Below are 24,512 nucleotides of genomic sequence, written 5' to 3'. Positions count from 1 at the left end.
GGTGGTTCGGCGGGGCCGCGTCAGCCCTTGACGGCGCCGGTCAGGACGCCCTTGGTGAGGTGGCGCTGGACGAGCGGGTAGGCGGCGAGGATCGGGATGATCGCGATCATCACCACCGCCATCTGGATCGACTCCGCCGGCGGCTGCATGGTCGCGTCCGACCCGGCGCCGGACACCAGGCTCGATCCCTGCAGCACGTACGTCCGGAGCACCAGCTGGAGCGTCCACTTCGTCGAGTCCGACAGGTAGAGCAGGGCGTTGAAGAACGCGTTCCAGTACCCGACCGCGTAGAACAGCCCGACGACGGCGATCACCGCGCGCGACAGCGGCAGCACCATCTGCCAGAGGACGCGGAACTCGCCGGCGCCGTCGATCTTCGCGCTGTCGATGAGCTCCTGCGGGATGCTCATCATGAAGCCGCGGACGACGACCATGTTGAACACGCTGAACGCGCTCGGCAGGATCAGCGCCCAGTAGTTGTCGAGGAGCCCGAGCTGCTTGACCATCAGGTAGAGCGGGATCATCCCCGGCGCGAACAGGAACGTGATGAGGACGAACGTCAGCAGCGGCCGCTGGAAGAGCGATCCCTGCCGGCTGAGCGCCCAGGCGGCGAGGACGGTCGACGCGAGGCTGATCGCCGTGCCGACGATCGTCACCAGGAGCGTGACCACCACGGCGCGGGTGACGACCCCGCCGGACAGGATCTGCACGTAGGCGGAGAGGTCGAAGGACCGCGGCCAGACGACGTAGCCGCCGGCGGCCGTGACGTCGGCCTGGCTCGACACGCTCGTCGAGAAGACGATGAGGAACGGGAACAGCACCACCGCGAGGATCAGGACGATCGCGACGGCCTTCAGCGCGAGGACGACGGGCTTGGGCTTCCCGGCCCAGACCGGACGGACGATGGTGCTCATGATCGCGAATACACTCCCTGCTCACCGAGCATGTGGGCGGCCTTGTTCGCCGCCATGATGAGGACGAACCCGACGAGGCCCTTGATCAGGCCGACGGCGATGCCCGTGGACCAGTTGCCGTCGACGACGCCGTGGTAGTAGACGTAGGTGTCGAGCACTTCGGCGGCATCGGCCCCCACGGCGTTCCGTTGCAGGATGATCTGCTCGAAGCCGACGGACAGCGCCTCGCCGAGCCGCAGGATGAGCAGCAGCACGATGATCGGCCGGATGCCGGGCAGCGTCACGTGCCAGAACCGGCTCCACGCACCCGAGCCGTCGATCGCGGCGGCCTCGTACAGGTTGTCGTCGATCGCCGCGAGGGCCGCGAGGAAGATGATCGTCCCCCAGCCGGCGTCCTTCCAGATCACCTGGCTCGTCAGCAGCAGCTTGAACGTCGACGGGTCGCTCATCACGCTGATCGTGCCGGCGTCGAGTTGCCGGAGCGCGTGGTTCACGACACCGCCCGAGCCGAGCGACTGCTGGAAGAACCCGACGACGATGACCCAGGACAGGAAGTGCGGCAGGTAGAGGACCGACTGCACGGTCGCCCGCAGCCACGGCCACACCAGCGAGTGGATGAGCAGCGCGAGGGCGATCGGCACCGGGAAGAACAGCACCAGCTGGATGAACGTGATCTCCAGCGTGTTGAGCGTCGCGCGCCAGAAGTCCGGGTCCGCGAAGAGCACCTGGAAGTTCGACAACCCGACCCAGGGGCTCTGAGCGATCGGGATGTACGGCTGGTAGTCCATGAACGCGATCACGTTCCCGAGCATCGGGACGTACACGAACAGCAGGAGCAGGACCACCGCCGGCGCGACCATGATCAGCAGCGGGTAGTCCCGTCGCAACCTCGCGGTGAACGGGACCTTGCGGGCCACCGGGACGCCGTCGGACCGTGGGGTCCGCGTCTCGGTGGCCGGGTCGACCATCGTCGCGCTCATGTGGCTCCTTTGCTCACGTGGCTGGGGTCCGCGGCCGGACCTCCGGTGGCGGTTTCGTCATCCTGGGACGTCCGTATGATGACGGTCAAGCGGGCGTATTCACCCGCACACGAAACGAACATGGGAGCGACGATGCGCCCGACCAGACGGCAGGAACGGATCCTGGCCGAACTCCGTGTCCACGGCAGCCTGTCCGCCTCGGACTTCGCCGCGCGCGAAGGGATCTCGGCGATGACGGTGCGCCGCGACCTGTCCGAACTCGCCGACCGCGGACTCGTGCGACGTGTGCACGGCGGCGCGGTGTCGGTCGAGACACTGCCCACCGCCGGCGCACCGCACCGTCCGGCACCGCGACCCGAGCCGACCACGCGGACCGCGACCGAACCCGGCGCGCTGTTCACCCTCGGACTCGTCGTCCCCGACCCGGGCTACTACTTCCCGAAGATCGTCGCGGGCGTCGCCGAGCGCACCGAGGCCCTCGGCGGACGGGTCGTCCTCGGGGTGTCCCGCTACGACCCGGACCGCGAACGACAGCAGGTCGAACGGCTCATCGCCGCCGGGGTCGACGGGCTCCTCGTGACGACCACCGTCGCGGATGCCGTCGACACCCTCGAGCTCCTCGACCGGGCACCGATGCCCGTGGTCGTCGTCGAGCGCTCCCTCACCGAGGCACCCGTCGGCACGCAGCTCGAGTCCGTCCGGAGCGACCACGACGCCGGGGCCGGGATCGCCCTCCGCCACCTCGCCTCGCTCGGGCACCGGAAGATCGGCATGGCCGTGTTCGAGACCCCGACGACCCCGCAGCTCCGTACCGGCTACGAGCGCAGCGTCCGCCAGCTCGGCCTCGGCACCGACGCACCCGTCGAGGTGATCGACGAGACGCACGCGGTCGGCGAGGCCACACGGGCGTTCGTCCGACGCTGCATCGACACGGGCACCACCGCGGTGTTCGTGCACTCGGACCACTACGCCGTGGAGTTCGTCGAGACCGTCACCGAGATGGGCCTGACGATCCCGGGCGACCTCTCCGTGGTGGCCTACGACGACGAGGTCGCCGCGCTCGCCGGGGTCCCGCTCACCGCGGTGGCGCCACCGAAGAACGACGTCGGCCGGTTCGCGGCGACGATGTGCTTCGAGCGGATCTCCGCCACGGCGCAGACCGGGTTCGCCCGACGACACATGACCCTGACGCCGACGCTGAGCGTGCGCGGGTCCTCGGTCGCGACGGTGTTCGCTTCGTGATCGTTTGCGCGGCCGTTCTTGACATCGAACACCGCGCGGCGCTGGCATGGTGATCGCCGACCGCCTACGAGGAGCCGCCGACGATGACGTCACACCCCCGCACGCACCGCGCCGTACCGCGGGTGTCCGAACCCGTGCCCCCGCCCGGAACAGGCCGCGTACCCGTCGCGTTCGTGATGCCGGAGACGACCTTCGCGCGGGTGTTCGACCACGGGGACCTCGCCGCACTCCACGCCTCCGAGGCGGTCCGGCTCATCGCCGACCGCCCGCTCGACCCGGACGACCCGCGTGACGCCGTGCTCCTCACCGAGGTCGAGGTCCTCGTGACCGGGTGGGGGAGTCCGGAGCTCGACGCGGGCCGCCTCGACCGGATGCCGCGGCTGCGCGCCGTGGCGCACTCCGCCGGGTCGGTGAAACCCGTGGTGGACGACGACGTCTGGTCCCGGGGCATCGCGGTGACCTCGAGCGCCGCTGCGAACGCCGTGCCGGTCGCCGAGTTCACGGTCGCGATGATCGTCCTCGCCGCCAAGCGCGCATTCGCGACCGCTGCCGCCCTCGGGTCCGCCACCGGGCCCGTCGACGTCGAGGGGTCCTGGCCGGTCGTCGGTATGCACGGCATCACCGTCGGCGTGGTCGGTGCCTCCCGCGTCGGCCGTGCGGTGATCGAGCGGCTCCGGGCACACGACGTCCGAGTGCTCGTCAGCGATCCGTACCTCGACGACGACGAGGCCACGCTGCTCGGTGTCACCGTGGTCGACCTCGACACGCTCGCCGTCACGAGCGACATCGTCACGCTGCACGCGCCGCTGCTGCCGTCCACCCGGGGCATGATCGACCGGCACGTCATCGGCCTGCTCCGCCCGGGGACCACCGTCGTGAACACCGCCCGTGGCGCGATCCTCGACCAGGACGCCCTCGCCGACCGACTGGACCGCGGTGACCTCGCCGCCGTGCTCGACGTCACCGAACCCGAGCTCCTGCCGCCGGACGCGCGCCTCCGCTCGACGCCGAACACCTTCATCACGCCCCACATCGCGGGCTCACTCGGCAACGAGCTCCGCCGGCTCGCCGAGAACGCGGTGCGCGAGACCATCGCCTTCGCCGCGACCGGCGCCTTCACCGACCCCATCGTCCCCGACGGCTTCGCCGTCCAGGCCTGACCGCTGGAACCCCCATGACCGTCACCGTCGACGCCCAGACCCTCACCGACCGCTTCACCGCGACCGCCCGCCGGGCGCTCCGACCGAGGACGTGGCGACCCGCGCCTCCCGTCACCGACCGCGCCGCGTGGGCCGACGTGGGGACGGCGGACCAGGAGGCGCTGCTCGCGGTGGCGAGGGACCGTCGCGACGCCGCCGCGGTCGCCTTCCCGACCCTCTCGCTCTGGGCGCGCTACAGCCGGGACGGCGACCGGCAGCCGTACGAGCGCGCGCAGCGGAACCTGCTCGAGTCGGCCGCTTCGGCCGCGCTCGCGCTCGCGGTGACCGACGAGGACGAGTGGGCGACGGTCCTCGCCGACCAGGTCTGGCGGATCTGCGAACTGCGCGCGTGGTGCCTGCCGTCGCACTACGCGCTGCCGGAGAGCGGCGAGCGGCCGTTCCTGCCGGTGCCGGGCCGGGACGTGCTCGACCTGTCGGACGCGTACGTCGGCGGCATGCTGGCGGCGATCGACGCGATCGCCGGTGAGCGGCTCGAACGCGACGCGCCGGGCATCCGTGCCCACGTGCACCACGAGGTCCGCCGCCGCGTCCTGGACCCGTGGGAACGCGAGGAGTACTTCTGGCACGGGGTCGACGGACCGCCCAACAACTGGGCGCCGTGGATCGTGTCGAACGTGCTCGTCTGTGCTGCCGTGGTGGAGCCCGACGCCGAGCGACTCGGAGCGACGATCGACCGCGCGCTCGTCATCCTCGACCGGTTCCGGGCCGGGTACGACGCCGACGGCAGCTGCGACGAGGGCGCGACCTACTGGTGGTGGGCCGGTGCGACGCTGTTCGAGGCCCTCGACCTCGTCGAGCAGCTCACCGACGGGGCCTTCGACGGCTTCGTGGTGGAGCCGGTGGCCGCCACGGCACGGTTCCCGATGGGCATGCAGATCGACGCCCACCGCCAGGTCAACCACTCCGACGGGTCGCCGGTGCTGCCCGAGAACGCGAACTGGCACCTGTTGGCCCGGTGCGGTGCACGCGTCGGGGACGACGAGGTCGTGCAGCATGCCCGGTGGATGGGGCGCCGGCACGCGTTGCGGTTCGACGGGCAGCTCGCAGCGCTCTTCCGCCGCACCCTCGCCGAGCTCCGGGCACCGGGGTGGCAGGACGCCGGACCCGCAGCGCCGGGCATGCCCACGTCGCTGTACCTGCCCGGCACCGAGGTGGCCGTTGCCCGCTCCGACGCCTTCTTCCTGTCGGCGAAGGGCGGCCACAACGCCGTCAGCCACAACCACAACGACGCGGGGTCCGTCATCGTCTCGCTCGACGGCGAACCCGTCGTCGTGGACGCCGGTGTCGGGGTGTACCGCCGTGAGACGTTCATGCCCGAGCACCGGTACGGCATCTGGACCATGCGGTCGAGCTGGCACAGCGTGCCGTGGCCGAACGGGGTCGAGCAGCACGAGGGGGAGTCGTTCCGGGCCACGGGCACCGAGTTCGCCGACGACGGCGACCGAGCGACGCTGTCCACGGACCTGACCGCGGCGTACCCCGCGGCGTCCGGACTGGTGCGCGCGGTGCGGATCGCCTCGCTCGACCGGGCCGCCGAGGTCGTCGAGCTGCAGGACGAGTGGGCGTTCGCGGAACCGGGCGTCATGACGCTCGTGCTGTTGACGCTCCACGAACCGGTGGGGACCCCCGGCGGTCTGGACGTCGGGCCGGCACACGTGGCGGTCGACGGCGCGCGCTTCGAGGTGCGCACGGAGCGACGCGAGCTCGACGACGAGAAGCTGCGGGCGGCCTGGGGCGCGGCGCTGCACCGGGTCCTGCTCGTCGAACGCGAGCCCGCCCGCGCGGGGTCGCACACCGTCTGCATCACGAGGGCCACCGCGTGAGTGCGGTGCTGCTCGGCGGGGTCGGACGGTGGACGGACCCCTGGCACCCCTTCGACGAGACGACCGCGGCGCTGACGGCGATCGCGGCCCAGGTGGGGATCGGGCTGTCGTCGTCGTCGGACGTCGACCGGACGCTCGAGTCCTTCGGGGTCGGCCCGCTGCCGTCACTCGTGGTCGTGGACCTCGGCCTGCCGCGGGACGGCCTGCCGGTGCCGTTGCCCGCAGCGGAACCGGGGTTCCGTCGGCTGCTCGCGAGCCGCGTGCCGATGCTCGTCGTGCACGTGTCGTCGACGTCCTTCGCCGGAGACGACGACTGGGAACGGGCCCTCGGCGGCGTGTGGGTGCGCGGCACGACGATGCACCCGCCGTCCGGACCGTGCACCGTGCACGTGGTCGACGACCAGCACCCGGTCACGGCGGGCATCGGCGACTTCTCGCTCGACGACGAGCGGTACTCCCACCAGCGGGTCTCGGCGGCGGTCCGGGTCCTGGTCGACCACGAGCACGACGGTGTCCGACACCCGTTGGTCTGGGTGCACGAGCGTCCGGGCGGCGGCGTCACGGTCTACGACGGCCTCGGCCACGCCGGGGCGTCGTTCGCCTCGCCGGATCACCGCCGGCTGGTCGCACAGGCGCTGGGATTCCTGATCGAGTCCGGCTCGTGACCGTTCCGGTTCGCGATCGCGGGGGATCGCGAACCGGAACGGTCAGGACGGCTCAGGAGACCGTGACGTCCCCGACGACGAGCCAGCCGTTCGTCGTCGTCCCCTGCGCCGCGAGCGCGATCGCCGGGGTGTCCGACCGGGTCGTGTCCACGATCGCGACGCCCCAGCGGTAGGAGCCGCGGGCGACGCCAGCGACCGACGGCGTGTACGAGTACGCGGTGGGCGTGCCCCGCAGCCAGTCCGAGGGCTCGGACGCCGCGTCCACGACGACCCGGACGGGCGTTCCGTCCGCCCCGAGCAGCGCGAGCGCGGCCTTGTACTTGTGCTTCCAGACCGGGAGGTTCGTCGGCAGGAAGCCCCACCCGAGGTTCGTCCACTCGTGGGTGATCGCAGCGGTGCCGCCGGCACGGAGCGCGTCCGGGGCGACGACCTTCGACGGGTAGAGCCGGTACCCGCCCTCGGCGTCGAAGCGCTGCGTGAGCGGGGCGGTCTCGGCGGCGAACCACGAGAGTGTCTCGCCGTTCCGGAAGTCCATCATGTTGACGTGGGCCTCGACGGAGTCGTCGAACTCGCCCTGCCGCACGTCGGCGACCGTCTCGTAGCCGCGGGGGTCCTGCGTGACGTCGTGCTGGGCGGTGACCCACCCGCCCTCCATGATGATCGGGCGCCGGTACCGCCACTTCGCGGCCATCGACCTCTCCCAGTCGGAGTAGTAGGTGGTCATCCCGAAGGCGTCGTGGCGGAGGACGTACCCCTTCTCGTACGCGCCGTCGAGCATCCGTTCGCTCTCGGGGTCCGGCGCACCCCAGTCCTTCCCGCCGCCGATCATCCGGTGGTAGTTCAGCGCCAGCGGCACCGTGGTGAAGTGCCGCTGGTACAGGTCGATGATCCAGTCGAACACGGGCTCGCGGTTCGCGGCGTCCCGGTAGAGCATCGAGTGTCCCTCGCCCCACTTGCCGAGGCCGTACCCGTCGATGAAGTCCGTCGTCTCCGGGTCGTCGTACTGCGCGGCGAAGGCGGCGACGAACGCCGCGTACTTCGCCTGGAACACCGGGTCGTCCGGGTAGGGCGACCAGACCGTCTTGCTGCCGGTCTGCGTCTCGTACCCGGAGGCACCCGCGGCCCGCACCCAGTCGGGCGTGAAGTTCGACGCCTTGTCGCGGCTGTCGACCACCACGCGGAACGCCAGCCGGAGTCCCCGACGGCGGGCCTCGGCGAGGATGCCCGCGAAGGCAGCGTTCGTGTCCCATCCGTAGACGCCCTCTGATGGTTCGAGGATCGTCCACGACACCCGCATGTACAGCACCGAGGCGTGGTCGGACACGGTGATCGTGGTGCCGTCGGGCAGCGGGACGTCGTCGTACTGCGTCCAGTAGTCCGCCGCCGGGGTGGACGAGCCGTACAGCGCCCAGCCGTTGAGCGGGTTCTTCAGCAGCGTGGTCGTGTCGGCCGCGAACTCCTTCGTGACCGTGGCGGCGAGGTGTGGTCGGCCGTGCCCTGGTCCGAGGACCCCGCTCGCGGCCGATGCGGTGGCGACGATGCCGAGACCGAGTGCCGTCCGTCTGGTGATGTCGTTCGACGTGCTCATGCGTTCTCCCCTTCGAGAAGCGATCGATGCACGTCGATGCTCCCGAGGGTCCCGCACAGTGGGCAAGGACTCCCGCCCAGTCGAACAGGAGTCGCACATCGCCGGCGCTACGGCAGCGTCGGCGCAGCCTCCACCAGGGCCCGGGTCACCGGGTGCTCCGGCGCATCGAGCAGGGACACCGGCCCGTGCTCGACGATCCGCCCCGCGGACATCACCGCCACCGTGTCGCACAGCCGCTGCACCACGCCGATGTCGTGCGACACCAGCACCAGCGTCAGCCCGAGGTCGTCCGCGAGCGACCGGAACAGCTCGATCACGCGGGCCCGGACCACCACGTCGAGGGCGCTCATCGGCTCGTCCCCGAACAGGATCCGCGGCGAGTGCACGACGGCCCGGGCGATCGCGATGCGCTGCCGTTGGCCGCCGGAGAACTCGTGCGGGTACCGGTCGACGACGTCGGCGGTGAGGTCGACGCGTGCGAGGACGTCCCGCACGAGCGCGTCGTGCGAACCGTCGATCCGGAGCGCCCGCAGCGGTTCCGCGACGATCGCGCCCACGCGCATCCGCGGGTCGAGCGACGCGTACGGGTCCTGGAAGACCACCCCGGTCTCGCGACGGAACCAGCGCATCGCGGCCGCGGACCCGGACGCCACCACCGGACGACCGGAGGCGGTCACGGTGCCCGCGGAAGGCGCCTCCAGGCCGGCGAGCAGCCGCACCAGCGTCGACTTGCCCGATCCGGACTCGCCGACGATCCCCAGGCGTGCGCCGGGCGCGACCGTCAGGTCGACGCCGTCCACCGCGGTCCGGACGGGCCCGGGTTCGAACGGTCCGCGGCGGGGGAGCCGGTAAGTGCGGTGCAGGTCGCTGGCGTGCAGGACGTCGGTCATGCGGAGCCTCCGGTCCGAGGGGCACGACGGGCGGTGGCGCGGGCGGCGTCGACGAGGGCGGCCGTCGCGGGGTGCTGCGGTGCCGCGAGGAGTCCTGCGACCGACCCGTGTTCGACGACCCGGCCGGCGTCGAGCACGACGGCCGTGTCCGCGATCCGGGCGAGCACCGCGAGGTCGTGCGTGACGAAGACCATGCCCGCGGTGAGGCCCTCGAACAGCTCGAGGATCCGGGCCTCGGTCGTGACGTCGAGCGCCGTGGTGGGTTCGTCCGCCACGAGGTAGGACGGCTGACCCGCCATCGCCATCGCGATGCAGATCCGCTGCCGCTGCCCACCCGAGAGCTGGTGCGGGTACTGCCGCAGCAGCGACTCGGGATCCGGCAGCCCCACGCTGACGGCGAGGTCGAGCGCGGCGGCCGCTGCGGCACGCCGGTCGAGTCCGCGGTGCAGCCGCAGCGGTTCGGCGATCTGCGCGCCGACCCGGCGGAGCGGGTCGAGCGCGGTGCCGGGTTCCTGGAAGACCATCCCGATGCCGGCGCCGCGGTGGCGGGCGCGCTCGCGGTCGGGCAGGCCGACGAGCTCGGTGCCGTCCAACCGGACGCTGCCGGTGACGGTCGCGCCGGTCGGCTCGAGTCCCATCAGGGCCAGCGAGGTCATCGACTTGCCAGACCCGGACGCGCCGATCACGCCGACGCGGCGGCCAGGAGGCACGGTGAACGTCACGTCGTCGAGGATCGTCCGACGGTCGATGCGGACCGTCAACCCCCGCACCTCGAGCCCGGAGGCTGCGGTGCCCGGAGTGGTCGCGTCGCTCATGCGGTCACCCCCGTGCTCGTCGTGGCCGGGTCGTCCGGCGTGCGGGGCGCGGGTCCGCCACCGGCCGCGCGGTCGTTCGTCGTCAGGCGCGGGTCCGTCGCGTCGCGGACGGCGTCGCCGAGCAGCGACAGTGCCGCGACGACCAGGGCGATGGCCGCACCGGGCCAGGTGGCGCTCCAGGGGTGCACGCCGATGTACGTCTGCAGGTCGGCGAGCATGCTGCCCCACGAGGCCGTGTTCGAGCCGGCGCCGTACCCGAGGTACGAGAGCCCGGCCTCCGCGAGGACCGCGGTGGCCATCGCGAGCGAGAGCTGCACGGTGAACAGCGGCGCCGCGTTCGGCACGAGGTGGCGGAACAGCACCCCGGCACCGCCCACGCCCGACGCCCGCGCGGCGGTGACGTAGTCGCTGCGGGCGATGCGGCGGATCTCCCCGCGGGCCACCCGGGCGATCGTGACGCCGAAGGACAGGCCGACGCTGACGATCACGACGCCGAGCGACCCGCCGGCGATCGCGGTGAGCAGCATCGCGGTGAGGAGGGTCGGGAACGCCACGAGGATGTCGAGCAGGACGGCGGTGCCCTCGCGGACCCAGCGCGCGGTGAGCGAGCCGATCGCGGTGAGGACCATGCCGACGACGCTCGCGATCACGCCGGAGCCCACCGCGACGAGCACGGTCGTGCGGGTGCCGGCGAGCAGGTAGCTCGCGATGTCCCGGCCGGAGGCGTCGGTCCCGAACCAGTGCGCGGGGCTCGGTGACTCCCACTGGTGGAAGGGGTCGGCGCGGAAGGGGTCCTGCGGCGTCCACACGAGCGACACCACGGCGAGGACGACGAGCAGGCCGAGGACGACCACGGCGAAGACCCCGGTCGGCCGGGCGAGGAGGCGGCGGATCACTCGGACACCTCGCGCTGTCGGGGGTCCAGCGTGCGGTGCACGACGTCGACCGCGAAGCCCACGAGCAGCACGAGTCCGGTGAGCACGAGCAGCTCCGACTGCACCTTCGTGATGTCACGGCGCCCCACGTCGGTGACGAGCATGCGCCCGACGCCGGGGAGCGAGAAGAGCTGTTCGACGACGACGGCCCCGACCAGGAGCCCGGCGATCTGCACGCCGAGCACGGCCAGCACGGTCAGCGCCACCGACGGGAGCCCGTGCTTGACGAGCGCCTGCGTCCGGGTGAGGCCGATCGCCGCCGCCGTGCGGACGTGGTCGGCGTCGAGCACCCCGAGCGTCGCCGAGCGGGCGAAGCGCAGGATCACCGCACCCTCGACGGCGCCGATCGTCAGCGCGGGCAGCACGAGCGCGGCGAACGCCCGACCGGGTTCGTCCCACCCGTCGAGCGGGAAGCCCTGCGTCGGCAGCCAGTGCAGCGTGACGGCGAACAGCGCCACGAGGAGCATGCCCGCCCAGACGATCGGGATCGCCGCGACCGCCTGCGCCACGAAGGCGATGACGGCCCCGCCCGGGCGACGCCGCAGCACCGCCGCGAGCACGCCGAGCGGCACCCCGATGACGAGCGCGGCGACGAGGGACATGGCCGCGAGCGGCAGCGTGACGCTGAGCTTCTGGGCGATCTCGGGTGCGACCCGTCCGTCGGTGACGAGGGACCGCCCGAGGTCGCCGCGGAACAGCCCGCCGATCCAGTCGAGGTACTGCACGACGACCGATCGGTCGAGCCCGAGCTGCTGGCGCAGTTCGGCCACCTGCGCCGGCGACGCCTGGGTGCCCGCGACGATCTGCGCCACGTCGCCGGGCAGCACCCGGAGCGTCGCGAAGATGATCACGCTGGCCACGAGCAGGCCGACGACGAGCAGGAGCACCCGCCCGATGAGGAACCGGGTCACGACACCGATGCTACGGGAGCCGTGGTCCGTGCCCGCCTCACTTGACGGCGAGCTTCGACAGGTCGAGGCGCGAGTTCGTGCCGTCGTACGGGAAGCCCGTGACGCCCTTCCGTACCGCCGTGATCGACGTCGCCGTGTAGAGCCACTCGCCGGCGGCGTCCTCGCTGACGATCCGCGCCGCCTTCTGCAGGTCGGCGACCTTGGCGGCTTCGTCCGTCGCGGCGACCGAGTCGGCGTAGAGCGACTGCACCTCGGCGTTGTCGTAGCCGAAGTAGTACTCCGGGTTCGCCCAGTTGCCGAAGTCGCGCGCCTCGACGTGGTTCACCATCGACAGGTCGAAGTCGCGGGTGCCGCTCTTCGGTGCTTCGAACACCTGCGACAGCCAGGTGGCGAAGTCGACGCGCTTGACCGTCAGGGTGATGCCGACGTCGGCGAGCTGCGACTTCAGCACGTCGCCGATCGTCGCCGAGTAGATGTTCGCGAACGTCAGCGTGAGGTCGAGCTTCGGGTGACCGGCCTCGGCGAGGAGCTTCTTCGCGTTCGCGGGGTCGTACGCGTCGATGTCGGTGAGGTCCTGGTAGCCGGGGTCGAGCTCGGGGATCGGGCCGCCCTGCTCCACGCCGGTGCCGCCGATCGCCTTGATGATCGCCTTGGCGTCGATCGCCTGCCGGATCGCCTGGCGCACCCGCTTGTCGGTGAACGGCGCCTTCTGGTCGTTGAACGCGAGCGTGTACTTGTCGGTCGTCTTGCCGGTGTGCAGCGAGATGTCCGAGCTGTTCTGCAGCTGGCTCTTGAGCGTGCCGTCGACGGCGGTCTGCACGTCGAGGTCGCCGTTCGCCATGGCGTTCACCGCGGTGGACGGCTGCGTGATGTACCGGAAGACGACCTTGGCGACCTTGGCCTTCGTGCCCCAGTAGTCGGCGTTCCGCTCGAAGGTGAGGGAGTCGCCCTGCTTCCAGCTCGACACCTCGTACGGACCGGTGCCGTTGGCGGTGTCCGACAGGTCGTTCTTCGCGGCCTTCTCGAGTACCAGACCTGCGCGCCCCGTGAGGTTCCAGAGCAGGTCGGAGTCGGGCTTGGCGAGCTTGAGCTCCACCACACCGGAGGACGGCGAGGTGATCGACGTCACGTTGGCGAGCTGCGCGGAGTCGACGTACGAATCGTTCGACTTGACCTGCTGCAGCGACCAGACGACGTCGGCCGCGGTGACGTCCTTGCCGTCCTGGAACGTGGTGCCGTCGCGCAGCGTGAACGTGTACGTCAGGCCGTCGTCCGACACCTCGTGCTTCGACGCCAGCACGTCGCGGACGTCACCGTCCGCCGTGCGGCCGACGAGCCCCTGGTAGACGTTGTCGATGAGCACCTGGTCGAGTGCGGCACCGGACTGCGTGCGGATGTCGAGGCTCGTCGGTTCGAGGACGAGACCGACGCGGACGGTGGCGTCGGTGCCGCCGTCCTCGTTCGGGGATCCGGAGCAGCCGGTCAGCACGAGGGCCGAGGCGACGGCCACCGCGGTGGCGGCGAGGGCCGCGCGGCCGAGGCGGGAGGTGCTGCGGGCGGGGAGCGGACTCATGGGTGGTGGGTTCCTTCCGGCGCGGTGGCGACGGTCGTCGCGCGCGCTTGCACGAGGTTAGCGGCGGCCGGGGTGCTCCGGCGACGGTTCTTCGATCCGGTGCAACAAACCGTTACGTTCCGCCCATGCCCGGATCGCCGTGGCCAGTTCGAGGGGGGCCTGGTTCTGCACGGCGTGCCGGGCCTCGACCGTGACGATCTCGGCGTCGGGCAGGCGCTCGGCGAACTGCGCGTGCAGCTTCGGTGACACGTAGCCGCGGTCGCCGCGGACGAGCAGGATCGGGACGTCGAGGGCCTCGAGGTCCGGCCACGCGTCCGCGAACCGCCCCACCGACGAGGTGCGTCCGGCGGGGAGGTGCGGGAAGTGGTGGCGCCGCACGAGCCGCCCGTCGGCACCGAGACGTGTGGTGTGCCGGGCCTCGCGCAGGAGCACCGCGCGGTCGTCGCCGACGCGGGCCTCCACGGCGCGGTCGACGACCTGCTCGAGCGACGTGAACGGCTCCTCGGCCTCGAGCGCGCGGGCGATCCGGTCGACGGCCCGCTGGGCGAAGTCCGGTGACATGTCGACGAGCACGAGTCCGGTGACGCGTTCCGGCGCGGTCGCTGCGAGCCGGGCGGCGAGGATCGCGCCGAGGGAGTGCCCCACGACGATCCCCGGCCGGACCCCGAGCGCGTCGAGGGCCGCGAGCACGCTCGGTGCCGTCGCGCCGGCCCCGTAGTCCGCGTCGTCGCGCCACCCGGACCGGCCGTGGCCGGGCAGGTCCACGGCGACCGCCGGCTCGCCGACGGCGAGCGCGGTCTGGTCGAAGCTGTGGGCGTCGATGCCGAGCCCGTGCAGGTAGGTGATCCGCGCCTCCTGGCCGTCCGCCGTGTCCCAGCGGATCGCGGCGATCTCCTGTCCGTCGGTGGTGCGGACCACCTGCCTGGAGGCGCGCATCGGCGCCGTCACGCCGCTCGCGTGGGCGAGGTCGGCCAGGTCTGCGAATTCTTCGTCGGCATCGGGCACGGGGACGATCCTCGCACCGTGCGGACCCTTGGGTCTCTTAGGTAAGGCATGCCATACTTGCCGTCGTGGCAGCCCGGTACCGTGTCTTCTCCGTCCGCGTGGCAGCCGTCACGTCCCTCACCCCGCACTTCGTCCGGGTGACCCTGACGGGCGACGCCCTCGCCGAGTTCTCGTCCGTCGGCCTCGACCAGCGCATCAAGATCGTGCTGCCGATCCCCGGGCACGGCTTCACGGACCTGCCCGACGGCGAGGACTGGTACGGCGCCTGGCGTGCCCTGCCCGACGCGTTCCGGAACCCGCTCCGCACCTACACGGTCCGCTCCTTCCGACCGGACGCCCGTGAGCTCGACATCGACTTCGTCGCGCACGGCGACACCGGACCCGCCTCGCGCTGGGTCTCGGCGTGCCGGGTCGGCGACGAACTGCGCATCGTCGGGCCGGCGGTGCCGTCGTCGCCCGCGGAGCTCCCGACCGGTGCGGCCGAGTTCGACCCCGGCGCCGCGAACCGGATCCTGCTCGCCGGCGACGAGACCGCCGCCCCGGCCATCTGCGCCATCCTCGAGGCGCTCGACGTCGCCACCGTCGGCCACGTCTTCATCGAGGTCCCGACCGACGCCGACCGGCTGCCCGTGTCCGCGCCCGCAGGGGTCGAGGTCCGCTGGATCGCCCGGAACGGCGCCTCGCACGGCGTCCGGATGACCGACCAGGTGCACGCCTGGGCGTCGACCGTCGCGGCGGGGCCGGCGTGCGGCGACGCGGGGGAACTCGCGGACGTCGACGTCGACGAGCAGGTGCTCTGGGACATCCCGGCCGGCGACGAGCCGCGACCCGTCTACGCCTGGATCGCTGGCGAGGCCGGGTGCGTCAAGGAACTCCGCCGGCACCTCGTGCGCGGTGTCGGGCTCGACCGGAAGCAGGTCGCGTTCATGGGGTACTGGCGGCACGGCAAGGCCGAGAATTGACCGGATCCGTCGGCGGTGCCGGGGCTGCGTCGACTGTGCCGGCGACCGCGCTCGGGGCCCGGGGGCTGACGCTCGCGTACGACGACCGGGTCGTGGTGTCCGCGCTCGACGTCGACATCCCGGACGGTGAACTGACGGTCATCGTCGGGCCGAACGCCTGCGGCAAGTCGACGCTGCTGAAGTCGTTCGCGCGGACGCTGAAGCCGACCGCCGGCACCGTGTACCTCGACGGGTCGCCGATCTCGTCCCTCCGCCCGAAGGCCGTCGCGCGCCGCGTCGGGATGCTCCCGCAGACCCCGATCGCGCCGGACGGCATCACCGTGCGCGACCTGGTGTCCCGGGGGCGGTTCCCGCACCAGGACCTGCTGCACCCCTCGTCGGGGTCGGACCGGCGGGCCGTGCGGGCCGCGCTCGAGCAGACGTCGACCGTGTCGCTCGCCGACCGCAGCGTGGACGAGCTGTCCGGCGGGCAGCGACAGCGGGTGTGGATCGCGATGGTGCTCGCGCAGGAGACCGACATCGTCCTGCTCGACGAGCCCACCACGTTCCTGGACATCGCGCACCAGTACGACGTGCTCGAGCTGGCCTCGGCGTTGCACGCGGCCGGTCGGACGGTCGTCGCGGTGCTGCACGACCTCAACCAGGCGGCGCGGTACGCCACGCACGTGATCGCGATGCGTGACGGGTCGATCGTGGCGTCGGGGCCGCCGGCGTCGGTGGTGACGGCCGACCTCGTCGAGGACGTGTTCGGGCTGCCGTGCGTCGTCGTCGCCGACCCCGAGACGGGCACGCCCCTCGTGGTGCCGCGGCGCCCCGCGGCCTGACGCGCTGCGCGGGCGCGGGCGCCGCGCGCGGGCGCGCCGCCGCGCGCCCGCGAGCGGGCACGACACGCTGCTCGCGTCTGCCGACCGGGCGGAACCTGCCGCTCGCCCGCCCCGAACCGGACGTATTCTGCCCGCTCGGGGCGGCGCGTCCGGTGCGGTGCGACCGTCGGACGGGAGGCGCGGGGCGGGCTTGAGCCGAGCCTCCCGTCCGGCCGTGGCTTCAGATGCACTTCCTTCCGGGCGGGGCGCTCCCCGAGCGGGCGCGACGCGCCGCTCGCGTACTGCGAGCGGGCGGAACCTGCTGCTCGCCGGCGCCGAACGGGACGGATTTCGCCCGCTCGGCGCGGGTTGGGTCGGGCCGAAGCCGGGCCGGCCCGGGTTGGGTTGGGTCGGGTTGGGTCGGGTTTGGCCGGCCCGCAGCCGGTCAGCCGAGCGGGTACGACACGCCGCTCGCGTCTGCCGACCGGGCGGAACCTGCTGCTCGCCGGCGTCGAACGGGACAGATTTCGCCCGCTCGGGGCGGGCGCGCGGGCGCGCCGCGCGTCAGCGGTAGTTGCCGTCCTCGAGGCCGGCCTCGATCTCGAACCGGTTCCGCAGCGGATCCTGCCCCGCCAACGCGTACACGATCGGCATGAGCATCCCGTACCGCCGCCACTGGTCGACGTGCACCCGCTCGTGCCGGAGCACCCGGTCGCCGTCGTTGTCCCGCGTGAGGTAGACCGACCCCACGCACGTGCCACCTCGGCGGAACACCCACCGCGGCAGCCCCGTGCACACGATCAGCCCGTCGACGACCCGCACCTTCCCGGTGGAGAGCGGGACGCCGACGGCGAGGCCGACCGCGGTCGCGAACGCCCACCCCGCCCGGGACACGGGGGAGTCGAGCAGGGGGTTCCGCACCGCTACTCCGGGCGGCCGTAGGTCTCGAGCAGTCGCAGCCAGATCTCGTTCATCGTCGGGTAGGCGGGGACGGCGTGCCAGAGGCGGTCGACCGGCACCTCGCCCACGACGGCGATCGTCGCGGCGTGCAGCATCTCGGCGACGTCCTGCCCGACGAAGGTCACGCCGACGACGACCCCGCGGTCCTCGTCGACGACCATCTTCGCCCGCCCGGTGTAGCCGTCCGCCTGCAGCGAGGCGCCGGCGACGTTGCCGAGCTCGTACTCGACCGCCCGGACGTTCAGCCCCTGCTCGCGGGCCGTGGCCTCGGTCAGGCCGACGCTCGCGACCTCGGGGTCGGTGAAGGTGACCTGCGGGACCGCAGCGTGGTCGGCGGTGGCGACGTGCGCACCCCACGGTTCGGTGTGCAGCGGCGTGCCCTGGTACCGGGCGGCGATCGCCTCGCCCGCGGCACGCGCCTGGTACTTGCCCTGGTGGGTGAGGAGCACGCGGTGGTTGACGTCGCCGACGGCGTAGAGCCAGTCGGTGCCCTGCACGAGCATCGTGTCGTCGACCTGCAGCCAGTCGCCCGCGGTCAGCCCGACGGACTCGAGGCCGAGGTCCTTCGTGGTCGCGGCGCGTCCGGTCGCGGCGAGGACCTCGCTCGTGATGACCGTCGAGCCGTCGTCGAGCGTCGTCGTGACGAGGCCGTGCTCGTCGCGGTCGACGCGGGTGGGGTTCACGCCGGTGCGGACGTCGACGCCCAGCTCGCGGAGGGAGTCGGCGACGAGCTCTCCCGCGAACGGCTCCATGCCGCCGAGCAGCCCGTGCCGTGCGACGAGCGTGACCTTCGCCCCGAGGGACGCCCACGCGGTCGCGAGCTCCGAGCCGGAGACCCCGCCGCCGATGACGAACAGGCTCTCGGGCACCGTCTGCCCACTGGTGGCCTCACGCGTGCCCCACGGCGTCGCGTCGGCCAGCCCCGGGACGTCGGGGAGGGTGTGCAGCGAGCCCGTGACGACCGCGATCGCCGCGGCTGCCGTGTACGTCGTGCCGTCGACCTCGATCGTCTTCTCGCCGGTGATCCGGGCGTGGCCGCGGATGAGGTCGATGTCGGCGGACTCGAGCCACGAGACCTGGCCGTCGTCCTTCCAGTCCGAGGTGAAGGAGTTCCGTCGGGCGAGCACGTGCGCCGCGTCGAGGTCGCCCGTGACCGCCTGCTTCGCACCGTCGAGTCGCTTCGCCGCTGCGAGCGCGTGCCCGCTGCGCAGCAGGGCCTTGGACGGCATGCACGCCCAGTAGGAGCACTCGCCGCCGACGAGCTCGGCCTCCACGATGGCGACCGACAGGCCGCGCTTCTTGGCGTAGTCCGCCACGTTCTCGCCGACTGCGCCGGCGCCGATCACGATGAGGTCGTAGTCCGTCATGTCGCCGAGCGTACGCGGATCGGCATGGGTCATGCCGGGCGCGGTGCGTACCCGTGGAGAACGGGTCCGCGGGGGAGCGCGGGGACCGTCAGACGGTGCGGGACGCGCTCGTCAGCGCGCCGACCGCACGCAGGATGACGCCGAGGTCGTCGACCGCGCGGTCCGGGTCGACCGGCGCGAACCCGGTGAGGGCCGCGCCCGCCAGTCGTCGTCCGCGCGTGGCGGCCTGGATGCGCTCGACGAGTCCGGCGCCGTCCAACCCGAACGGGACGGGCTCGAGCAGCCCGTCGACCTCTGACGGGTCGAGGACGTCCAGGTCGACGTGCACGAACACCGCCTGGGCACCGGTGGCGTCCACCGCTGCCGAGATCGCGTCCGGGGTGGCGGCGTCGACGTCGAGGTGCACGATCCCGGCACGGTCGAGGGCACCTGCCTCGGCGTCCTCGACCCCGCGCACGCCGGCGACGACGACGGACGAGGCCGCCAGGGTCGGAAGGGCCGGGAACAGGTCGTCGGGGCGGTCCACGAGGATGCGGAGCACGGCGGTCTCGGCGGCGACGGGCTGGGCGCGGTTGAGTGCCCGGAAGCCGCTCGACCCCGCGATCCGCACGAAGGCGGTGTCCGGTCCGAGCCCGACCGTGGCGCCGAGCACGCTCGCACCGTCACCGCCGACGACGAGGACCGGCTCGCTCGACACCGTGGTCTCCTCGGCGACCCGTTCGGCCACCGAGAGCACCGAGGTGTATCGGGCGACGGCCGTCTCGAGACGATCGCCGGCGCCCGCCGGGACGTCGACCACGGTGGTCGACGCGCGCGGGAGGTCGGCCGCGATCGCCGCGGCTCCGTCCCCGAGGCGCATCGCACGGGACGACGCCGAACCCTGCCACTGACCGACCACGAGGAACTGCATCGTGCCAGTCTGTCAGGCGGGGTCCGGCGTCGTCCGAGGAGCGCGTCAGATGCTCGACGAACCGCCGGACTTCAGGGCGGCGAGCCGTGCCTCGACCTCGGCGTCCTTGCCCACGTCCTCGAGGCTCTCGAACTGCGAGTCGAGGCTCGACGACTGCAGCTCCTGCTGGCCGAGGACCTTCGCCTCTTCGCGGCGCACCTTCTCCTCGAAGCGGCCGAGGTCGCTCGTCGGGTCGAGCACGTCGATGTTGCCGAGCGCGTCGTTGACCTTGGACTGCGCCTCGGCCGTCTTCGACCGGGCGACGAGGTTGTCGCGCTTCGAGCGGAGCTCCTCGAGCTTCTGCTCCATGCCGGCGAGGCCCGACTTGAGCTTCTCCACCGCCTCGTTCTGCGAGGCGAGGTTCGGCTCGGCGTCCTTGACCTCCTGCTCGGCCGCGATCTGCTTGCCGATCGCGATCTTGGCGAGGTTGTCGAACTTGTCCGCCTCGGCCGTCTTGCCCTCGGTGCGGTACTTGTCCGCAGCGGAGGAGGCGTTGGCGGCCTTCTGGCCCCACTCCACCGCTGCTCGCTTGTCCTCTTCGTGGTCCTGCTCGAGCAGTCGGACGTTGCCGATCGTCTGCGCGATCGCCGTCTTGGCGTCCGCGATGTTGTTCGTGTAGTCCCGCACGAGCTGGTCGAGCATCTTCTGGGGATCCTCGGCGTCGTCGATGAGCTGGTTGATGTTCGCCCGGACGAGGGTCGAGATCCGCCCGAAGATCGTCTGCTTTGCCATTGCTGTTCCCTTTCGTGGAAGGACTGGTGTGGTGCTGTTGGTCTGTGGAGCCCGGTCTAGAAGCGGCCGCCGCCGGAGAAACCGCCCCCGCCGCCTCCGCCGCCCCCGCCGAAGCCGCCGCCGCCCCCGAAGCCGCCGCCTCCGCCGAAGCCGCCACCCCCGAAGGAGCCGCCGCCGTAACTGCCGCCGCGACCGCCGAGCAGGCCACCGAGCACGATGCCGGTGACGAGGCCGCCGAGCTGCGCGCCGTTGCCGCCACCGCCGCCGAAGCCGCCGCCACCGCCCCAGCCGCCCATGTCGTCGTTCGCGGCGTCCATCGCGGCCGCCGCGTACTGCTCGGCCGCACGCGCTGCCTGCAGCGCCTGCCCCGGGTCCGTCGTGGCGAGCTGGACGGCGTCGTCGAGTGCTCGTTGCGCCTCGGACAGCCGCGTCCGCGCCGTCGGTCCGACCCCGCCGCGGTGCAGCGAGATGAACTCGCGCGCCTGGCTGATCCGGTTCCGGGCGTCGCGGAGCGCGTCGTCGAGCGCACGGGACGCCCGACGCTGCTGTTCCTCGGCGCCACGGGCCGCGGCGATGGCCTGGTCGATCTCGGTGTTGGCCTTGGTGAGGGCGTCGACCGCGGTGATCGGGTCCTTCGGGTCGAAGCCCTGCCGCAGCACGGTCTCGGCACGGGTGACCGCGGCGGCGAGTTCCGGTCCGCCGACGGTAAGAGTACGCGCCGCGGCGACGTCGCCCTCGATGTCGACGCGCATCGCCTCGGCGCGTGCAGTGGCCTCGGCGAAGCTCGCTTCGGCAGCGCTCGCGCTCGACGTGAGCTGCTGCACCTGCGCGAGGGCGTGCTGGGCGTCGCGCACGGCGACGACCGCCTCGCCCTTGTTGCCCGCGGCGATCGCGGCGGTGGCCGCCTGGGACCGTTCGGTCGCGTAGGCGAGGACCTGCTCGGCCTGGTCGACGCTGTCCGACACGGTCGCGAGGGTCCGGCCGGTGTACGCCGAGCGGACCCGGTCCAGCGCGGCGCTCGCCTGCTGGACCGATGCCGGGGCGGCGGCGACGGCCTGCGCGAGCGCGGCAGCGGCTTCCTCGACGCCGTCCTCGAGCGAGCGGAGCTTGTCGAACGACTCCGTCTGCTCCTCGATCGAGGCGTGCGCCTGCTCGCAGATGGCGATGATCTGGTTCGCCCAGTCGGCGCGCTGCTGCGGGGAGTCCGGGATCTCGTCGTCGAGCTGCTGCTGGAACGTGAAGGCCTTGCGCACGGCCTGCTGCGCCGCGGCGACCGCCTCGGCGAAGGGCTTCGCGGCGTCGGCACCGAATTGCGCGGTGGCGAACCCGACCTCTTGCTCGGCGGTGCGCAGCTCGTCGTCGATCGTCACGAGGGCGCCACCGGCGGTCCGCTCGAGGTCGGCGAGGGACGCTTCCTGCGCCTTCGTCGCGGCGGCCGTCCGGCGCTTGTTCCGCGTCCGGATGACGAGCACCACGACGACGACCGCGACGACCACGACGGCGAGGAGGATCCACAGCCAGGTGAGGTCCGGCGGCGCCTGAGTGTCGGCGAGGCCGTTCGCGAAGGCCAGCGCGGCACCCGACCAGTCGCTCTGCTTGAGGGCCGGCAGCAGGTCGTCGTCCACCGCGGACTGGACGTCGGACTCCGAGATGCTCGTCTCGTTCGTCTGCTGGACGTCGTAGTTCCGGTCGTCGACGGCGACCGACAGCAGGATGCCGTCGGAGTCGATCTGGTTCGCCGACATCGTCGCGGCGCCCCACTCGGTGTGGTCCGACGGGTTCGTGAACGTCGGGACGAAGACGACGTAGAGCTGGGTCTTCGTGTCCGTGTAGAGCTGTTGCACGGCGTTCTCGATCCGGGACTGCTGCGAGGAGCTGAGCGCGTCGGCCTCGTCGAGGACGTACGCGCCACCGAGGTCGACCGGTGCGGTCGCTCGCGCCGTCGCCGCCGGCGCCAGCACGAGGAACACGGCCAGGAGTGCCGCAGCGATGCGTCCCACCAGCCCCGGCGTCCCCCTGTCGGTCCTCGTCCTGCCCGTGGCCGATCCGCCCTGGACCGCTCGCATCCGTCCTCCGTCCGTCGCCGTGGTCACGGTCCGAGTACCCCCGGAACCGCGCCCCGGAGCGCTGTTGCCCGGAGTCTATCCACGCCGCGCAGCGCTCGGACAGACTCCGGGCGAACCCTCGTGGAACCCCGGGCCTGTGCAGGTGTTGTACCCCGGACCGGGGTATGCTCGGGGAGCGTTCGACGACGAACGAGACAGGGGAACTGCAATGGAGCGAACAACCAGCACCGAGGTCGTCCCACTCGAGGACGGCTACCACCGTGTGTCGACGCCGGCGAGCGGTGTCATCGGCTTCGTGCGCGAGCACGACGGCCGCTACGAGGTCCTCCGCGGACGGGTGCGCCAGGCGACCCGGTCCGAAGGGCTCTACAGCACGATGAACGTCGCGCTCATCGCGCTCACCCACGCCTGAACCACCCGACGTAGGCTCGCCTGCGTGAGTCTCCCGCGCCTCCAGACCGTCGTGGTGACGATCCGGCGGTCCGGCGGCAGTCCCGACGCGGACCGGGAGGCGCTGCTCACCGCCGTCGCGTCGGCGGCGGGTGTCGGCGTCTCGGCCGTGCGCGCGGGGCGCGTCTGCCCGCACTGCGCCGCGACGGACCACGGCCGCCCCTGGGCCGAGGTCGACGGCTCCGCCGTCGGCGTGAGCCTCGCACGGACCACCGACCTCGTCGCACTGGCCGTCGGACCACCCGGGATCGGCGTCGACCTCGAGCGCGTGTCGCGGGTCGCAGCAGCCCCGCTCGAAGCGTTCACGCCCGGGGAGCTCGCCCGGTCCGGCGACGACACTGCCCGGGCGGCGTGCTGGGCGGTGAAGGAGGCCGTCCTCAAGCGTGACGGCCGAGGACTCCGGGTGGACCCCAACCGCGTCGACGTCGACCTGGGCAGGGGCACGGCGGTCCTGGACGGGGTGTCGCAGCCGGTCTCGGTGTCGTTCCCCGCGGTCGACGTGGTGCTCGCGGTCGCGGCGGGAGGGGCTCCGGTCAGCGTGGGAGCGTGAGGACCTCGACGCCGTCCTCGGTGATCGCCACCGTGTGCTCGGTGTGCGCGGTGCGTGCTCCCGTGGCGCTGCGGAGCGTCCAGCCGTCCGGGTCGGTGACGAGCACGTCGGTGTCGGCCATCACCCACGGCTCGAGCGCGAGGAGCAGCCCGGGGCGGAGGGTGTAGCCGCGTCCGGGTCGCCCGGTGTTCGACACGTGCGGGTCCTGGTGCATCGTCGAGCCGATGCCGTGGCCGCCGAACTCGACGTTGACGGGGTAGCCGGCGCCCTCGAGCACCGTGCCGATGGCGTGCGACAGGTCGCCCGTGCGGACCCCGGGGCCGGCGGTGTCGATCGCTGCGGCGAGGGCGCGCTCGGTGGCGTCGATGAGGGCCAGGTCGGCCGGGTCCGGTGTGCCGACCACGAAGCTGACGGCGGCGTCGGCGGCGATGCCGTCGAGCGAGACGGCCAGGTCGAGCGTCAGCAGGTCGCCGTCCTGCAGGGTCCGGTCGTGGGGGAGTCCGTGCAGGACGGCGTCGTTGACGGCGGTGCACACGTGGTGGCCGAACGGCCCGCGTCCGAACGACGGGGCGTAGTCGACGTAGCAGGACTCGGCGCCGGCGTCCTCGATCATCGCCTTCGTCCACCGGTCGATCTCGAGCAGGTTCGTGCCGACGCGGGTGCGCTCGCGCAGGGTCTGCAGGATCGTGCCGACGAGGGCTCCGGTGGCGCGGGCCCGGTCGACCTCGGCCGGGGTGAGGATCTCGATCATGGGATGATCATACCGGTACTGGAAGACCGGTATTAGTGTGGGCACATGGTCCGTCTCCCGCTCAGCCCCGACGAGGTCGCCCGTGGTCGGCGGCTCGGAGCGCTGCTCCGTCGTGCCCGCGGGGAGCGCTCGATGCTCGACACGGCGCTGCGGGCCGGGATCTCGCCGGAGACGCTGCGGAAGATCGAGACCGGCCGCATCGCGACGCCGGCGTTCTCGACGATCGCGTCCGTCGCCGGGGTCGTCGGGCTGTCCCTCGACGCGGTGTGGGCCGAGGTGAACGGTACCCCGGAGACGGCCGACGTCGGCGGCGCTCCGGACCTGGTCGAGACCGCGAGCTGACGCGCGCGACGCCGCCGAC

Annotated in this window: 24 protein-coding genes; 9 read left to right on the top strand and 15 right to left on the bottom strand. The window is 72.4% G+C overall.

Going from position 1 to position 24,512, the window contains the following annotated elements:
* Positions 1-20: 20 nt before the first annotated feature.
* Both BJK06_RS00845 and BJK06_RS00840 read right to left on the bottom strand, forming a co-directional pair.
* The gene (locus BJK06_RS00845; protein ID WP_070416323.1) at positions 21-914 is read right to left on the bottom strand and encodes a carbohydrate ABC transporter permease; all 894 of its coding nucleotides are present in this window, start codon (positions 912-914) and stop codon (positions 21-23) included.
* Positions 911-1,894: a sugar ABC transporter permease gene (locus BJK06_RS00840; RefSeq protein WP_229085653.1), complete on the bottom strand. Its 984-nt coding sequence runs from the start codon at positions 1,892-1,894 to the stop codon at positions 911-913. Before BJK06_RS00840 ends, BJK06_RS00845 begins: the two co-directional genes overlap by 4 nt.
* A gap of 120 nt (positions 1,895-2,014) precedes the next feature.
* Here BJK06_RS00840 and BJK06_RS00835 point away from each other — a divergent pair, with 120 nt between their 5' ends.
* The 4 genes from BJK06_RS00835 to BJK06_RS00820 all read left to right on the top strand — a co-directional run bounded on the left by BJK06_RS00835 (position 2,015) and on the right by BJK06_RS00820 (position 6,844).
* Positions 2,015-3,136: a substrate-binding domain-containing protein gene (locus tag BJK06_RS00835; RefSeq protein WP_181015122.1), complete on the top strand. Its 1,122-nt coding sequence runs from the start codon at positions 2,015-2,017 to the stop codon at positions 3,134-3,136.
* A gap of 176 nt (positions 3,137-3,312) precedes the next feature.
* Positions 3,313-4,296 (top strand): hydroxyacid dehydrogenase, encoded by a 984-nt coding sequence (locus BJK06_RS00830; protein WP_070419077.1) that lies wholly within the window; start codon positions 3,313-3,315, stop codon positions 4,294-4,296.
* Between the two features lie 14 nt (positions 4,297-4,310).
* The gene (locus BJK06_RS00825; RefSeq protein ID WP_070416322.1) at positions 4,311-6,179 is read left to right on the top strand and encodes a heparinase II/III family protein; all 1,869 of its coding nucleotides are present in this window, start codon (positions 4,311-4,313) and stop codon (positions 6,177-6,179) included.
* On the top strand, positions 6,176-6,844 hold the full coding sequence (locus BJK06_RS00820) for a ThuA domain-containing protein (protein ID WP_070416321.1): 669 nt from the start codon (positions 6,176-6,178) through the stop codon (positions 6,842-6,844). The genes BJK06_RS00825 and BJK06_RS00820 overlap by 4 nt, the downstream gene beginning before the upstream one ends.
* 52 nt (positions 6,845-6,896) lie before the next feature.
* Here the strand turns inward: BJK06_RS00820 and BJK06_RS00815 are convergent, their stop codons facing one another.
* The 7 genes from BJK06_RS00815 to BJK06_RS00785 all read right to left on the bottom strand — a co-directional run bounded on the left by BJK06_RS00815 (position 6,897) and on the right by BJK06_RS00785 (position 14,561).
* Positions 6,897-8,432, bottom strand: coding sequence for a hypothetical protein (locus tag BJK06_RS00815; RefSeq protein WP_083294954.1), 1,536 nt, complete (start codon positions 8,430-8,432; stop codon positions 6,897-6,899).
* A gap of 107 nt (positions 8,433-8,539) precedes the next feature.
* Entirely contained in the window at positions 8,540-9,322 is a 783-nt protein-coding gene (locus tag BJK06_RS00810) for an ABC transporter ATP-binding protein (protein WP_070416320.1), read from the bottom strand.
* On the bottom strand, positions 9,319-10,137 hold the full coding sequence (locus BJK06_RS00805) for an ABC transporter ATP-binding protein (RefSeq protein WP_070416319.1): 819 nt from the start codon (positions 10,135-10,137) through the stop codon (positions 9,319-9,321). Before BJK06_RS00805 ends, BJK06_RS00810 begins: the two co-directional genes overlap by 4 nt.
* A complete protein-coding gene (locus BJK06_RS00800; RefSeq protein ID WP_070416318.1) occupies positions 10,134-11,033 on the bottom strand; it encodes an ABC transporter permease in 900 nt (299 codons plus the stop codon). Before BJK06_RS00800 ends, BJK06_RS00805 begins: the two co-directional genes overlap by 4 nt.
* Entirely contained in the window at positions 11,030-11,983 is a 954-nt protein-coding gene (locus BJK06_RS00795) for an ABC transporter permease (protein WP_070416317.1), read from the bottom strand. The genes BJK06_RS00800 and BJK06_RS00795 overlap by 4 nt, the downstream gene beginning before the upstream one ends.
* Before the next feature lie 37 nt (positions 11,984-12,020).
* Positions 12,021-13,556, bottom strand: a complete 1,536-nt coding sequence (locus BJK06_RS00790) for an ABC transporter substrate-binding protein (RefSeq protein WP_070416316.1) — start codon at positions 13,554-13,556, stop codon at positions 12,021-12,023.
* Positions 13,557-13,613: 57 nt separating this feature from the next.
* Positions 13,614-14,561, bottom strand: coding sequence for an alpha/beta fold hydrolase (locus tag BJK06_RS00785; RefSeq protein ID WP_070416315.1), 948 nt, complete (start codon positions 14,559-14,561; stop codon positions 13,614-13,616).
* Positions 14,562-14,626: 65 nt separating this feature from the next.
* Here BJK06_RS00785 and BJK06_RS00780 point away from each other — a divergent pair, with 65 nt between their 5' ends.
* A complete protein-coding gene (locus BJK06_RS00780; protein ID WP_258027673.1) occupies positions 14,627-15,523 on the top strand; it encodes a siderophore-interacting protein in 897 nt (298 codons plus the stop codon).
* Positions 15,520-16,347, top strand: coding sequence for an ABC transporter ATP-binding protein (locus tag BJK06_RS00775; RefSeq protein WP_219810645.1), 828 nt, complete (start codon positions 15,520-15,522; stop codon positions 16,345-16,347). Before BJK06_RS00780 ends, BJK06_RS00775 begins: the two co-directional genes overlap by 4 nt.
* A 543-nt stretch (positions 16,348-16,890) precedes the next feature.
* Here the strand turns inward: BJK06_RS00775 and BJK06_RS00770 are convergent.
* The 5 genes from BJK06_RS00770 to BJK06_RS00750 form a co-directional block, all read right to left on the bottom strand.
* Positions 16,891-17,247, bottom strand: coding sequence for a Fe-S oxidoreductase (locus BJK06_RS00770; protein WP_175496070.1), 357 nt, complete (start codon positions 17,245-17,247; stop codon positions 16,891-16,893).
* Positions 17,248-17,249: 2 nt separating this feature from the next.
* The gene (locus BJK06_RS00765) at positions 17,250-18,653 is read right to left on the bottom strand and encodes an NAD(P)/FAD-dependent oxidoreductase (RefSeq protein ID WP_070416312.1); all 1,404 of its coding nucleotides are present in this window, start codon (positions 18,651-18,653) and stop codon (positions 17,250-17,252) included.
* Between the two features lie 88 nt (positions 18,654-18,741).
* Positions 18,742-19,563: an arginase family protein gene (locus BJK06_RS00760; protein ID WP_070416311.1), complete on the bottom strand. Its 822-nt coding sequence runs from the start codon at positions 19,561-19,563 to the stop codon at positions 18,742-18,744.
* A gap of 45 nt (positions 19,564-19,608) precedes the next feature.
* Positions 19,609-20,334, bottom strand: coding sequence for a PspA/IM30 family protein (locus BJK06_RS00755; RefSeq protein WP_070416310.1), 726 nt, complete (start codon positions 20,332-20,334; stop codon positions 19,609-19,611).
* A gap of 56 nt (positions 20,335-20,390) precedes the next feature.
* Positions 20,391-22,334: a YgcG family protein gene (locus BJK06_RS00750; RefSeq protein ID WP_181015121.1), complete on the bottom strand. Its 1,944-nt coding sequence runs from the start codon at positions 22,332-22,334 to the stop codon at positions 20,391-20,393.
* 274 nt (positions 22,335-22,608) lie between these two features.
* Here BJK06_RS00750 and BJK06_RS00745 point away from each other — a divergent pair, with 274 nt between their 5' ends.
* Together BJK06_RS00745 and BJK06_RS00740 are read left to right on the top strand one after the other, a co-directional pair.
* Entirely contained in the window at positions 22,609-22,812 is a 204-nt protein-coding gene (locus tag BJK06_RS00745; protein ID WP_022905704.1) for a hypothetical protein, read from the top strand.
* Between the two features lie 24 nt (positions 22,813-22,836).
* Positions 22,837-23,400 (top strand): 4'-phosphopantetheinyl transferase superfamily protein, encoded by a 564-nt coding sequence (locus BJK06_RS00740; protein ID WP_070416309.1) that lies wholly within the window; start codon positions 22,837-22,839, stop codon positions 23,398-23,400.
* On the opposite strand, the gene map is transcribed toward BJK06_RS00740, so the two are convergent.
* Positions 23,384-24,151, bottom strand: a complete 768-nt coding sequence (gene map, locus BJK06_RS00735) for a type I methionyl aminopeptidase (protein ID WP_070416308.1) — start codon at positions 24,149-24,151, stop codon at positions 23,384-23,386. The genes BJK06_RS00740 and map overlap by 17 nt on opposite strands.
* Before the next feature lie 45 nt (positions 24,152-24,196).
* On the opposite strand from map, the gene BJK06_RS00730 reads away from it, so the two are divergent.
* Positions 24,197-24,493: a helix-turn-helix domain-containing protein gene (locus BJK06_RS00730; protein ID WP_070416307.1), complete on the top strand. Its 297-nt coding sequence runs from the start codon at positions 24,197-24,199 to the stop codon at positions 24,491-24,493.
* Positions 24,494-24,512: the final 19 nt, after the last annotated feature.

Source organism: Curtobacterium sp. BH-2-1-1 (genome assembly GCF_001806325.1).
GTDB lineage: Bacteria > Actinomycetota > Actinomycetes > Actinomycetales > Microbacteriaceae > Curtobacterium.
This window is presented reverse-complemented; position numbering and strand designations above follow the sequence as displayed.